A 12,281-nucleotide genomic window follows, 5' to 3' on the forward strand; every position below is an offset into this window, starting at 1 on the left:
CTGGTGACCCACGGGGCGAAGGGCGCCGACCTGCACACCGGCGGGGGCGGGCCGCGCCGGGTGGCCGCCGCCGAGGCGCCCGCGCCGGTCGTCGACACGAACGGCGCCGGGGACGCGTTCGCGGCCGGGGTGATCGCCGCTCGGCTGCGCGACGCGCCGCCGGCCGACGCGGCGGCGTACGCGGCCCGGGTCGCCGCGGCGGCCTGCACCCACGACGGGATGGAGTATCCGGCCGGCCTGCTGCCGCGCCCCTGACCGGGCGGAGATGCCCCGCCCGCCGCCGCGCCGTCGCGGAAGTCCGGTCAGACGGCGCCGGTGGAACCGTCGGTCAGCTCGCGCAGGATGTCGGCGTGACCCGCGTGCCGGGCCGTCTCCTCGATCATGTGCACCAGGATCCAGCGCAGCGAGACCTCGCCGAGCTGCGGGTGCGGGACGACGTGGTCGAGGTCGAACCGCCCGGCGACCTCCCGGGACCGGGCGCAGGCGCGCTCGTACGCCCCGGCGAGCCGCTCGACGGTGTCCTCCTCGGTGAGCACGAAGCTGGCCACGGCGTCCTCCTCGGTGGTGAGGTAGACGTCGCCGGGGCCGGGCGCGAGCAGGCAGGGGAACCAGTTCCGCTCCACAAGCGTCAGGTGCTTGACGAGCCCGGCGACGGTGGTGACCGAGGGCACCAGCCGGCGCGCCGCGTCGGCGTCGGACAGGCCGCGCAGCTTGCGCAGCAGCACGCCCCGGTGGAAGTCGAGGAACGATTCGAGCACGGCCCGCTCGTCGCCCGTGCGGGCCAGCACGGGCCCGAGCGCGGGGTCGATCGCAATCTCCGCCATCCGCCGACGGTAGTCGCCGGATGCTCCGCCCGCTGCCCCGCTATCCGCTGCGGGGCCGGGCCGGCCGGGGCAGGATGGGCGCATGGCATCATCGGCAGAAATCCCGCTCGTGGGTGGCGCGGCCGACGGCGAGACGGTCACCGTCGAGCTGGACCCGAACGGCCGCCCGCCGCTGACCCACCACCACCTCGGCCCCGAAGGGCTGGCCGAGGCGGAGATCTACGAGCTGGAGTCCGTGGATGCCGGGGCGGACGGGTGGCGCTACTGCTGGCGCGGGCCGGCCGTCTGAGCCGGGCCCGGCCCGCCCGGCTTCTGAGCACGCCCGGCCCGCCCGGCCTCTGAGCGTGCCCAGCCCGCCCGGCCTCTGAGCGTGGCCAGCCCGCCCGGCCTCTTGAGCGTGCCCGGCCCGCCCGGGCTTCTGAGCGGGCTCAGCCCGCCCGGCTCAGGGTGCGGGCGCGGAGGCTCTCCAACACCGCCCGGGTGACCTGCGAGGTCCCCCGGGCCTGCTCGCACACGTCGGCCACCCGCCGGGCGGTGGCCTCGGCCCGCTCGGCCCGCTCGTCCCAGAGCCGGTCGACCTCGGCGAGCAGGGGGCCCTCGACCTCCCGCTCCACGCCGCGCAGCGCCGGCACGCCGAGCCGCTGGGCCAGGTCGAAGACCTTGCCGGCGTACGGCAGCGGCAGGAACGGCGTGCCGACCATCGCGGCGAAGATCAGGAAGTGCAGCCGCATCCCGACGGCCAGGTCGAAGTGGCGCATCAGCCCGAGCACCTGCTCGGGCGAGTAGGTGCCGTGCAGGATGCGCCCCCGCTCGGCGGCGATCATGTGCGACAGCACGCCGTGCGAGTGCCGGATGTCGTCGCGCTCCATCGGGACGAAGAGCACGTACGCGTCGATCCGGTGCACGAGGAAGTCGCCGATCTGGGCCAGCAGGCGGTGGTAGCCGTCGACGTCGAGCCGCTCGGCGGCCCGGCCCGGCTCCCGTACGCTCATCCCGACCAGTCGCTTCCCGGCCGGCACCCCCTCCTCGCGGAGCAGTTCCGCCGGGAAGTCCTCGGGTTCGAGCAGGAACGCCGGGTCCGCGGTGACCGTGATCGGGTTCAGCAGCCCCGCCTCCTCCAGCACCATCCGGGACTCCTGGTCCCGCACGGTCACCTGGGCGGCGCTGGCCAGGGTCTCCCGCACCATGCCGGTGTCCACGCCCTCGCTGAGCGGCCCCACCCCCACCGCGTACGTCAGCAGCGGCAGCCCTCGTTCCTGGGCGACCCGGACCACCCGCAGGTAGCGGCGGGCCTCCCGGTCGTAGAGGATGCCGCCGCCGCCCAGGATCAGCACGTCGAGCTGCGCCAGCACCAGGGCGGAGTCGGTGCGGCTGACGCCCTCCCAGGGCACCGCCTCCACGTCCGGGTGGGCGACCCGGGTGTGCTCCGGGTTGCGGGAGAAGACGATGATCCGCCCGTTCGGCTCCTGCTCCCGCAGGTCGGCCAGGAGGCCGGTCAGGATCGCCTCGTCGCCGAGGTTGCGCCCCCCGTACGAGCCGAGCACGCCGATCGTCAGTCCGCCGCCATGCGTCATCCGTCGCTCCTCCCCAGGTGCGTCGGGGGGCGGTTTCCCGCTGCGCCGGGGAACACTCCTGGCCGCGGCCCGCCCCGGCCGGTGGCGGCGCGGCGGTCGGCTCCGGCGCAGGGTCGGGCGACATCCGGACAGGGGCCTCCGGGGCAGCCGAAAACGGGTGGCGCCGCCCGTTAGGGTCGCAACCATGCGTCGACTGATTCCCGCCCTCGCGGCAGCCCTCGCCGTGCTCGCCACCGGCTGCGGCACCGGCTCCGACGGCTCCGCCGCGAGCACCGACGGCTCCGCCGCGAACTCCCCCGCCCCCGCCACGTCGGCGGCCGACCCGGTCGCCGTCATCCGGCAGGGCATGGACCGGAGCCTCTCCGGCACGCTCACCATGGATGCCTCGGTGAAGGCGGGCCCCGCCTCGATCAAGCTCCAGGGCAAGGTCGACCCGGCGGCACGCGCGCTCCACATCACCGGCAACGCCCCGGAACCGATCGAGGCCCGGCTGATCGGCGACGCCGCCTACATCAAGTCCGACCCCTCGGAGGGCGGCAAGGCGTGGATGAAGATCGACCTGACCAAGCTCCGGCCGGGCAGCACGCTACGCCAGTCCTTCGACTTCAAGTCGCAGACCGGGGTCATCGGGGGCATCGTCTCCGCCGAGCGCGTGGGTGAGGGTCGCTACCGGGGCATCACCGACCTGGAGAAGGCGGCCGAGGCCGCCAGCACCGAGAGCGGCATGCGTGACGGCATCAAGTCGTCCGCCAAGCTGGCGAAGGACCCGAAGGCGATCCCGTTCGAGGCGACGGTCGACGCCGAGGGTCGGGTCACCGAGCTGTCCTACACCATCGCCACAAAAACCCTGGGTGATCTCGTCACCGAGATGCGGATGAGCGGCTTCGGCGAGCCGGTGTCGGTGGCCGCTCCGCCCGCCGGCGAGACCGAGGACGCCGACGCCGAGGCGTACGCCTTCCTCTGACGGACGTCCCCGCCGGGCACGGCAGCGGTCCCCCGTACCGCCGTGCCCGGCCGGGCCGCCTCCCGTCACCCGGGCGGCCGGGCCGGGTGGGTCAGGAAGGGCAGCACCGCGGCCGGCAGCGCCGGCGAGGCGACGATGTCGTAGTGGGTGAGCCCGGGCAGCACGGCCAGCCGGGCGGCCGGCCGGTCGGCGCCGTCCCAGCCCGCGTCCCGGTGGCCGCCGCCGAGCAGGCCGAAGAACTCCACGATGTGCGCGGTGCTGACCGAGTCGCCGTCGGCGAAGACGAGCAGGGTGGGCACGGTGAGGGCGGCCACCTCGGCCGACCAGTCGTAGTCGCGCCGCAGCAGCTCCCCCGTCTTCGCCCAGAGCCTCGGCCAGTCTCCCGGCCGGGGCGCGATCCGGGCGTAGAGCTCGTAGGGCGGGGTGCCGCGCATCCGCTCGCCCGCCGCCTCGTCGGGCTCCGGCATGCCCGCCAGCACCTCGGGATACCAGCCCTGACGTCTGCACGACGCGGAGACGACGACCAGCCGGCGCACCCGGGCCGGGTGCTGGATCGCCGTACGCAACGCCACGCCGCCGCCGAGGGAGTAGCCCATCACGTCGGCCTCGACCAGGCCGAGCTGGTCGGTCAACGCGGCCACGTCGTCGGCCATCGACTCGTGGCGCAGCGGACGGTCGACGTCGGCGGTGCGCCCGTGGCCCTGGAGGTCGACCGCGATCACCCGGCGACGCGCGGCCAGCGCCGGCAGGACGGCCCCGAACGTCTCCACCGACCCGAAGCCGCCGTGCAGCAACAGCAGCGGGCGGCCGGTGCCGTGCTCCTCGTACCACAGGCGCAGCCCGTGGACCTCCGCGTAGCTCACCGCCCCATCCAACCGCGCCCGTACGCCGTGCGGGGGCCGTCGGGGCGCTTCGCCCCCGTGGTGACGCCCCCGCGCGCTACAGGCGCTTGCGCATCTGGATGGCGGTCGCCTCGAAGCCCAGCTGCTCGTATAGCGTCCGCGCGGGCACGTTGAAGCCGAAGACGCTCAGGCCGATCGAGCGGACCCCCCACTCCCGGCACTGCCGCTCCACGGCCTGCAACATGGCCCGCCCGTAGCCCCTGCGCCGCAGGTCCGGTCGCACCTCGAAGTCGTAGCCGAAGGCATGCGGGCCGTCCGACTTGTGTTCGACGTGCAGCCAGAGCATCCCGACCTCGTCGTCGCCGTCGTAGGCCGTCCAGAAGTGGTGCCCCGACGTCGCCAGACCGTCCGGCAGCAGCTTCGCGTAGTCCTCCTGCGCCTTCGCCTCGGCCTCCGGCGCCGGCATCGCGCCGGAGTCGGCGATGTTCCGCGCGTAGCTCGCCTCCGCCCGCTGCCGGTACCGGAGGTACTGCTCGGCGGTCATCGACTCAAGTCTCAGCGTCACCCCGACACCGTATTTCAGCCGTCCGGGCCGGACGGTTCGCAAAGGACAAACAGGACGGTCGACGGTCGCCCCCGCTCCACGGCCGTCCCGGCTAGCCCGGTCGGACGCACGGGTCGGTGACCGTGCGGGTCGCGCTCTGCGCCGTGCGGCCGTCCTCGGCGGTCGCGCGTACCGACCAGGTCAGCGTCGGTACGCGCAGCTGCCCGACGCTCGCCCGCGCGGCCGACCCGTCCACCGTCATCGCCCGGGTCGACGCCCTTCCCCCGCCGGGTGTCCAGCGCACCTCGGCGCCGCCGAGCGCGGCGCTGCCGGTGGCCTGCACCACGAGCGTGTACGTGTCCGAGCCGCACCGCACGTGAGCGGTGGCGGAGACCGTGAACGCCGCGGCCAACTGCGGTGTGGCGGTCGGCCGGGGCGCGGCCGGAGTCCGGGACGGCGCCCCGGTCGACGACGGCGCGGGACCGCCCGGCACGGCGCCGGGCGCGTCGGTCCGGGCGCCGCCGGCACCGTCCGTCGGCGCGGCCACGGGGTCGGGTGTCGGACCGACGGCCCCGGCCGGCGGCGGTTCGGCGGCCCGCGTGCCGCTTGCCGGGGCCGTGCCCGACGGCGGCGCGGAGGCGGCCGTCACCGGATCGCCGGCCGCCGGTCCGCGCGTCTCCGATACCGGCTGGTCGGAGGCGTCCCGCGCGGCGGTCGGACGCCCGGGTCCCAGCGCCCAGGTCCCGAGCGCGGCGAGGAGGATCAGCAGGACCACGGTCGCGGCCACCCGCCGGCGGCGCCGGTCGCGGTTCGCAGGCGAGGTCGCCCGCACGGCATGCGCCGGACCGCGCGCCGCCACCGCGCCGGCCGGAGCCGCCGCCGCACCACCCGACGACGCACCACCCGGCGACGTCGCCAAACCACCCGGCGACGTTGCCACACCGTCCGAGGGCGTCGCCGCCGCGTCGTCCGGGGCCACCGGCCCGTTCACCGCCGGCGCGGGTCCGTCGACCGCTCCATCCGTCGCGGGCACGGGTCCGTCAGCCGCTCCCCGCGCCCGCCCGGCGTCCCCCGTTCCGGGCAGCGCCTCGGCCGACGGCACCGGGTCAGCCGACAGCACCGGGTCGACCGACGGCACCGGGTCGACCGACAGCACCGGGTCGGCCGACAGCACCGGGTCGACGGACGGCACCGGGTCGACGGACGGCGCCGGGTCGGCCGGCACAGGGTCGGCCGTGGCCGTGGCCGCGTCCGCCGGATCGGCCTCCGTGCCGGGTGCCGGATCGGCCAGGACGCCGGTCGCGCAGGCGTCGGCCAGTCGCGGCCACACCGCGTCGGCGACGACCAGGAAGGCCGGCGCCGTGTACGCCGACAGCAGCGCCGCCGGGCTGAGCTGTTCCCGCCGGAGCAGCCCGCACACCGCGCAGCTCTCGATGTGCCGGGAGACCCGCTTGCGCAGGGTCGGGGTGAGCCGGCCCTGCCAGCCGTCGATCAGGTCGGCGAGGGTCGGGCAGTCCCGGGCCCCGGTGCGGGCCACCAGCAGCGCCCCCAGCGCCCGTTCGAGCTGCGAGCGGGCGCGCGACAGCCGGGCGTGCGCGTGGTTCGTGGGCACCCCGAGGGCCGTGCCGATGTCGGCGGACGACAGGTCGTGCCGGATGGCCAGGTGGACCACCTCACGGTCGCCGGGGTTGAGCGCGGCGACCGCCGTGTGCACCAGGTCGCGCACCTGCTCGGCGTTGACGCCGCTGCCCGGGTCGGCCACGTCGGCCGCCGGCTCGCCCGCCTCCTCCAGCGGCAGGGCACGGGCCCGGTCCCGCAGCTGCCGGAGGCACTCGTTGCGCACGATCGCGTACAACCAGGAGCGCAGCCGGTCGGGCTCGCGGAGCTGCCCGATGCGCTGGCTCGCCGCGAGGAACGCGTCGTGGACGGCGTCCGCGGCGGCCTCCGGCTCGCGCAGCATCGTGCGGGCGTACGTGTACAGCCGGTCGGCGTAGCGCCGGTACATGCCCTCCAGCCCGGCCCGCTCGCCGCGCCGCAGCGCCTCGACCAGTGTGGAGTCGTCCTGTGCCGCCGTGTCCATCGTGTCCCTCGCTGCTCGTCGACCGGTCCAGTAAAACGGCGGAACATTTTTCTCCGAGGTTTCTGTTGGCATCCCGACCCGATCGCGCTCCTACCGGTGTCATCGCAACGAACAACCCCGGAGGGGAAGACACCATGCGAGAAGGATCGAAGCGCACCCGTTGGTCGCGTCGGACGGCCGCCGTGGGCGGGGCCACGCTGAGCGCGCTCGTGCTCGGCCAGCTTGCCCTCGCCGGGCCGGTGGCGGCGGTGCCCGGCCTGAGCATCCAGACGACGACCGGCTCCAGCAACAGCGTCGCGAAGTCGCAGAACGCGCCCTGCCCGCCGGGCACCAAGGTCATCGGCGGCGGCGGCGCGATCACCGGTAGCGGCCTCGGGCAGGTCGGCATGGACATCATGCGGCCGCTGGTCGGCGGGGACGCTTACTCGGTGACCGGCCGCGAGGACGAGACCGGGGTCGGCGGCAACTGGGCGGTCACGGCGAACGCGATCTGCGCCCCGCCGCCCGCCGGCCTGGTGATGGTCTCCGGCAGCTCGGGGCCCAGCCTCAGCACCTCGAACTGGTTCGAGAAGTCCTGCCCGCCCGGCAAGCACGCCATCGGGGTCGGCGGCGCGGTCGTCGGGGCGCCGAACAGCGAGGTCGTCCTGGAGGATCTGCGGATCCACCAGAGCAGCGTCGTGGTGGCGGGCGCCGAGGACGGCACCGGCTTCGACGACAGCTGGTGGCTCGACGCCACCGCGATCTGCGCCGACCCGCTTCCCGGCGAGCAGCGCGTCACCAACGACAGCGACTACACCTCCGCCGCCACCCGGTCGGTCGTCGCCACCTGCCCGCCCGGCACCCGCGTGCACGGCGTGGGCGGCGAGATCCTCGGCGGCGACGGGCAGGTGCGCCTGACCCAGATGCGGGCCACCACGTCGACGACCGTCACCGTCTCGGCGGCGGAGGACGAGGACGGCTTCAGCAGCAACTGGAAGGTGCGCGCGTACGCCGTCTGCGCGAGCTGACCCACCGACCCGGCCGACGGTACGACGGACGCGGACGCGGCGGGCGCCGGACTATCCGGCGCCCGCCGGCGCGTGCCCGTCCCGCTCCGCCCCGTGGCGGTGTGGACCGCTCGTGTCGGCGGCGGAAGTGGGCCACGGACAGGATCGGACGCCTGGCCCGTCCCAGCCCGCCACCACGGAACGGAAGCGCGTTTGCGCTGGTGTGTCGCGTCTCGCGTGTCCCACGGTGTCCCAGGCACGACGCGCGCCCCGGCGCCCCGGTGGTCGACTGACTCCCGTCAGCAGCACGGTCCACCCGAGGAAAGGCGGTCGCCGGACATGAACTCCCACACCGAGGTCAACCTGATCGAGCGGAGCGAGCGGCGGGCGAAGGCTCGTGGGGCGAGATTCACCCTCAACGGCGCCCTCTGGCTGCTCCAGGTGCTGGCGGGCTTCTTCTTCGCCGGCAGCGGTTTCGGCAAGGTGCTGATGTACGACGAGGCCCTGTACGCGGCGGCGCCCCGGGCCGTGGCGTGGTACGCGGCGGTGCCGCAGGCGCTCATCGTCCTCGTCGGAGCCTGCGAGGTCCTCGGCGGCGTCGGCCTGATCCTGCCGGCGATGACCCGGGTCAAGCCGAAGCTGACGCCGCTCGCCGCCGCTGGCCTGGCGCTGACGATGGTCCTCGCCGCCGGCTTCCACCTCACCCGTGGCGAGTACGCGCTGATGCCCGCCAATCTCGTGCTGGGCGGGGTCGCGGCGTTCGTCGCGGTCGGGCGGTGGAACCGCAGGCCCGTGGCACCCGCGCCGCTCACCACCTCGGGTGCGCTCGCGTCGGCGGCGGTCCTCGGCGTGCTGGCCGTCACGGTGTTCGCGCCGACCTGGTACACGATGACGAACGTGCGGTTCTGACCGCCCGGGCCCGCGGGCCGACGGACGAGGCGGTCGGCTCGGCTGCCGAGTTCGAGCCGACCTCACCCCGGCGGATCCGGCCACGGAAGGTCACATGCCGACGGTTCCGTCGATGCGTTCGCGGAGCAGGTCGGCATGCCCGTTGTGGCGGGCGTACTCCTCGATCATGTGGACGAGGACCCAGCGCAGCGAGACGGTGCCGCGCCATCTGTCGTGGCCCTCGACGTCGAGACTGTCGGCGTCGGCGATGAAGGTGTCGGCGAACGTGATCTCGTCGTGCCAGGCTCGGCGGGCCGCCGCGACGACGGCGGGATCGGGTACGGCGTCGTCGAAGTCGCCGTCGGGGTGGGCCGGGGACGAGAACAGTGGGGGCGCGCGCTGCCCGGCCAGGACCTGGCGGAACCAGCGGCGTTCCACGTCGGCGAGGTGCCGGATCAGACCCAGCAGCGACAGCGTGGATGGCGGCACCGTTCGGCGAGCCAGGTCGCTCTCGACGTCCGAGCACTTCAACCTCAGCGTGTTGCGCTGGGCGCGCAGCATGTCGTGCAGCAGTTGCCGTTCACCGCCGTTGGCGGGGGTACTGAACCGGCGGTCGTCGACGGTGGGGAACAGCCCGGCTCTCCTGTGGCTGGCGTCCGGCCGTGCGGTGACCGGCGCGTCGGCGCCGTAGAGGGGGAATCGCTTCGTCAGGGCGGTGATCCGGTTGCGTGGGCCGTACGCCGCGACGGCGACATAGTGGATCTCGTCCGCGGGTGTGGCGGCGAGCGCGGCCAGGTAGTCGTCGTACGTGCGGGCCCGTCGGGCGACCTCGTTGAACGCCACGGTGACCAGGTCGCCGTCGGCCCGCGCCCTTCGATGCAGGTCGCGCAGCTGGTCGGCGGTGGCGCTCAGGATGGGCACCGGATGGGGGTTCAGCCCCGCGTGCGGCTCGCCGGAGCCGTCCTTGGCGTCGCCCGCCGGGGGATGGGGCAGCCGGCCGCCGAGGCTCAACGCGAGCACCGCCGCGGCGTTGGCCGCCCACGCGGCAGGCAGGTCGGCACGGATGACGATCACGAGTTTGGTTGCCGGGGACATGTGGGGGTGCTCCAGGGTGGTCGGAGGTGTGGTGGTGGCTGTGGTCAGTGGTGGGCGCCCGAGATGCGCCGGCGGGCGTGGGAGCGGGCAGCGTCGGCCGGGGTCGTGCCGGTGGCGCGGGCGGTCCGCAGGATCTCGGTCAGGGTGTCGGCGATGCCGCGGACCCGGACGGTGGCCTGGGTGGAGGTCTCCTGGTGCAGTTCGACGGCGGTGGCGTGGATGATGCCGCCTGCGCTCACGACGATGTCCGGGGCCCAGAGGATGCCGCGCTGGTGCAGCAGGTCGGCGGTGGCCGGGGTGTCGAGCTGGTTGTTGGCCGGTCCGGCGATCGCGGCGCAGCGCAGCTTCGGCACCGTGTGCGGGGTGAACAGGCCACCGAGGGCGGCGGGGACGAGCACGTCGACGTCGGCGGTCAGGCAGTCCTGCGGGCTGGCCCAGGCCGCGCCGGCGGCGCCGGCGAGCGCGCGTCGGCTGTCGTCGACGTCGCTCGCCACCACCGTCGCGCGGGCGTCGGCGAGCATCCGCAGCACGTGGCCGCCGACGCGGCCGAGGCCGAGCACGGCGAAGCTGCGCGCGGACAGGTCGGACGACCCGAACCGCTCGGCGCACAGCGCGCGCAGTGCGGCGAGGACGCCGACGGCGGTGTGCTCGGAGGAGTCGCCGCTGCCGCCGGCGCCGACCGGTCGGCAGAACGCGTACGGGGTCCGCTCGGCGATCGTGACCATGTCGTCGGGGCCGGTGCCCACGTCCGGGCCGGTCGCGTAGGTGCCGCTCAGACCGGCGATGACGTCGCCGACGTCGTGCAGTACCGCCCGCCGGGCGGCGCCGTCCAGTGTCACGCCGGTGGGCAGGGCCACGACGGTCTTGCCGCCGCCGTTGGGCAGCCCGGCCAACGCGCACTTGTCCGACATCGCGGCCGAGAGCCGTAGCGCGTCGTCCAGGCCGTCGCGCCAGTGCGGGTAGTGCGCCAGCCGACAGCCGCCGATGGCCTGGCCGAGCGCGGTGGAGTGCACCGCGACGACGATCGGCAGGCCGGATCGCGCGCCCCGCCTGAGGACGACGTGCTCGTGCGTGGACTCGGTGTCGATGTCGGTCGCGACCATGGTGGCCTCCCCCTTGCTCGTCCGTCCGAACGGGACCGAGACTAGGCACATGATCGGGGTCGACCGGCCTTCATCGAACGTCGTTCGGGAAAATGGCAGGATCTTGATTCGTGGACGAACTTGATACGGCGATCATCCGGCATCTGCAGACACATGCGCGGCAGACCAACCGCGAACTGGCCCGCGCCGTCGGCGTCGCGCCGTCGACCTGCCTCGAACGCGTGCGGGCGCTGAGGGAGCGGGGTGTGATCACCGGCTACCACGCCGAGATCAGCCTGACCGCCCTCAACCGCGGCGTTCAGGCGCTACTGCACGTGCAGGTCCGTCCGTTGAGCCGCGCCGTCATCGACGGCTTCAAGAAGTACGCGATGGGGCTGCCCGAGGTGCTGTCGGTATTCGTCGTGGCGGGCGGCGACGACTTCCTCGTCCACGTCGCCGTCCCCGGCGTGGACAGCCTGCACGCCTTCCTCATGGACAAGTTCAGTGGACGCCGCGAGATCGTCGGCTTCCGCAGCTCGGTGATCTATCAACACGCCCGGAAACAGGTCATCGAGCCACTCGATCCGTGAGTGAGGAAGCGCAGCCCGGCCAGCGGATCTCGCCTGTTCGGGTGGTGGCGGGCGCGGCAGGTTTCGAACCTGCGACTCCCGCTCGCAAGTTCGACGAACTTGCGTACTGCCGGGTTCGTCCGTGTTCATTTACCCTGGCCACCATGACCGCGAGGTCCGCCCGGAACTGGTCGGAACGCCGGTGAATGAGACGACGCTTCCGGCGGTCGCACAGGTCCGGACTTCCCGCCCCCCGTTCCGCGCGCAGTGGGACTACTGTTGCTCCGCATGACTCGGGATTGAGATCACCGCGGCTGGGCGATGGCACGCGTCCTCGGCGGCATCCCTCGGCGACGCCGACGGCCACGGCCGGCCGGCGGCAAGCCCGCCTGGCCCCCACCCGCCCGCGCCGCCCTGCTACGCCTGATCGCCACGATCCGCTGACCCACGAAGACCACCCACACCTTGGTGGCACAGATCAAGAGCAAGAAGGTGCGACATGAAGAGAATGCGCAAGCCGATAATCCTGGGGTCGACTGTACTCGTAATCGCCCTCCTGCTCGTTGTCGTCTACCGGCATACGATAGGCGCGGAAGTAATCGGAACCGCCAGCGGGCCAGAATACGAATACATAACGATAGACGACAGAACCTACGTGATGAATTTTGCGAACGACTACTCCAGCTCGGACAAGGGAGACTTCCTGGGAGTTGTTCGTGGCGATGATGTCACCTTCAGAATCTACTCCGTAGATGGCGACGAGGGCCACAACTACATATACAGACTCTCCGGTTTCGACGGGGCTTTCTACCGCTTGCAGGAATAAGCTGCAA

General features: G+C 73.7%; 14 protein-coding genes and 1 pseudogene. 7 read left to right on the forward strand and 8 right to left on the reverse strand.

Going from position 1 to position 12,281, the window contains the following annotated elements:
- On the forward strand, positions 1 to 255 hold a 255-nt coding region (locus tag ACWENR_RS05100), incomplete at its 5' end, for a PfkB family carbohydrate kinase (RefSeq protein ID WP_452275777.1).
- Positions 256 to 302: 47 nt separating this feature from the next.
- Here the strand turns inward: ACWENR_RS05100 and ACWENR_RS05105 are convergent.
- Entirely contained in the window at positions 303 to 824 is a 522-nt protein-coding gene (locus ACWENR_RS05105) for a DinB family protein (RefSeq protein ID WP_452275778.1), read from the reverse strand.
- 82 nt (positions 825 to 906) lie between these two features.
- Between ACWENR_RS05105 and ACWENR_RS05110 the strand changes: the two genes are divergently transcribed.
- The gene (locus tag ACWENR_RS05110; RefSeq protein WP_091104414.1) at positions 907 to 1,113 is read left to right on the forward strand and encodes a hypothetical protein; all 207 of its coding nucleotides are present in this window, start codon (positions 907 to 909) and stop codon (positions 1,111 to 1,113) included.
- Positions 1,114 to 1,252: 139 nt separating this feature from the next.
- On the opposite strand, the gene ACWENR_RS05115 is transcribed toward ACWENR_RS05110, so the two are convergent.
- Positions 1,253 to 2,398: a polysaccharide pyruvyl transferase family protein gene (locus tag ACWENR_RS05115; protein WP_452275779.1), complete on the reverse strand. Its 1,146-nt coding sequence runs from the start codon at positions 2,396 to 2,398 to the stop codon at positions 1,253 to 1,255.
- A 184-nt stretch (positions 2,399 to 2,582) separates the two neighbouring features.
- Between ACWENR_RS05115 and ACWENR_RS05120 the strand changes: the two genes are divergently transcribed.
- Complete coding sequence (locus ACWENR_RS05120; protein ID WP_452275780.1) at positions 2,583 to 3,362, forward strand: hypothetical protein; 780 nt, start codon at positions 2,583 to 2,585, stop codon at positions 3,360 to 3,362.
- A 65-nt stretch (positions 3,363 to 3,427) separates the two neighbouring features.
- Here ACWENR_RS05120 and ACWENR_RS05125 read toward each other — a convergent pair whose 3' ends face one another.
- The 3 genes from ACWENR_RS05125 to ACWENR_RS05135 form a co-directional block, all read right to left on the reverse strand.
- Entirely contained in the window at positions 3,428 to 4,225 is a 798-nt protein-coding gene (locus ACWENR_RS05125; RefSeq protein WP_452275781.1) for an alpha/beta fold hydrolase, read from the reverse strand.
- A 76-nt stretch (positions 4,226 to 4,301) separates the two neighbouring features.
- Positions 4,302 to 4,769 carry a GNAT family N-acetyltransferase gene (locus ACWENR_RS05130; RefSeq protein ID WP_452275782.1) on the reverse strand — a complete coding sequence of 156 codons (468 nt, stop codon included), beginning with the start codon at positions 4,767 to 4,769 and terminating at the stop codon, positions 4,302 to 4,304.
- A 91-nt stretch (positions 4,770 to 4,860) separates the two neighbouring features.
- Complete coding sequence (locus ACWENR_RS05135) at positions 4,861 to 6,828, reverse strand: sigma-70 family RNA polymerase sigma factor (protein ID WP_452275783.1); 1,968 nt, start codon at positions 6,826 to 6,828, stop codon at positions 4,861 to 4,863.
- 134 nt (positions 6,829 to 6,962) lie between these two features.
- Between ACWENR_RS05135 and ACWENR_RS05140 the strand changes: the two genes are divergently transcribed.
- On the forward strand, positions 6,963 to 7,835 hold the full coding sequence (locus tag ACWENR_RS05140) for a hypothetical protein (RefSeq protein WP_452275784.1): 873 nt from the start codon (positions 6,963 to 6,965) through the stop codon (positions 7,833 to 7,835).
- 318 nt (positions 7,836 to 8,153) lie between these two features.
- Positions 8,154 to 8,723 (forward strand): DoxX family protein, encoded by a 570-nt coding sequence (locus ACWENR_RS05145; protein ID WP_452275785.1) that lies wholly within the window; start codon positions 8,154 to 8,156, stop codon positions 8,721 to 8,723.
- Positions 8,724 to 8,813: 90 nt separating this feature from the next.
- Here ACWENR_RS05145 and ACWENR_RS05150 read toward each other — a convergent pair whose 3' ends face one another.
- From ACWENR_RS05150 to ACWENR_RS05160, 3 genes and pseudogenes are all read right to left on the reverse strand, one after another.
- Positions 8,814 to 9,263, reverse strand: coding sequence for a DinB family protein (locus tag ACWENR_RS05150; protein ID WP_452275836.1), 450 nt, complete (start codon positions 9,261 to 9,263; stop codon positions 8,814 to 8,816).
- 138 nt (positions 9,264 to 9,401) lie between these two features.
- A pseudogene (locus ACWENR_RS05155) lies at positions 9,402 to 9,797 on the reverse strand (DUF2000 domain-containing protein); the annotation flags it as partial.
- Positions 9,798 to 9,841: 44 nt separating this feature from the next.
- Positions 9,842 to 10,900, reverse strand: coding sequence for a Glu/Leu/Phe/Val dehydrogenase dimerization domain-containing protein (locus ACWENR_RS05160; RefSeq protein WP_452275786.1), 1,059 nt, complete (start codon positions 10,898 to 10,900; stop codon positions 9,842 to 9,844).
- A gap of 110 nt (positions 10,901 to 11,010) precedes the next feature.
- Between ACWENR_RS05160 and ACWENR_RS05165 the strand changes: the two genes are divergently transcribed.
- Entirely contained in the window at positions 11,011 to 11,469 is a 459-nt protein-coding gene (locus ACWENR_RS05165; RefSeq protein ID WP_452275787.1) for an Lrp/AsnC family transcriptional regulator, read from the forward strand.
- Positions 11,470 to 11,947: 478 nt separating this feature from the next.
- Positions 11,948 to 12,274, forward strand: a complete 327-nt coding sequence (locus tag ACWENR_RS05170; RefSeq protein WP_452275788.1) for a hypothetical protein — start codon at positions 11,948 to 11,950, stop codon at positions 12,272 to 12,274.
- The last annotated feature ends 7 nt before the right edge of the window (positions 12,275 to 12,281 follow it).

Source organism: Micromonospora sp. NPDC004336, assembly GCF_053602615.1.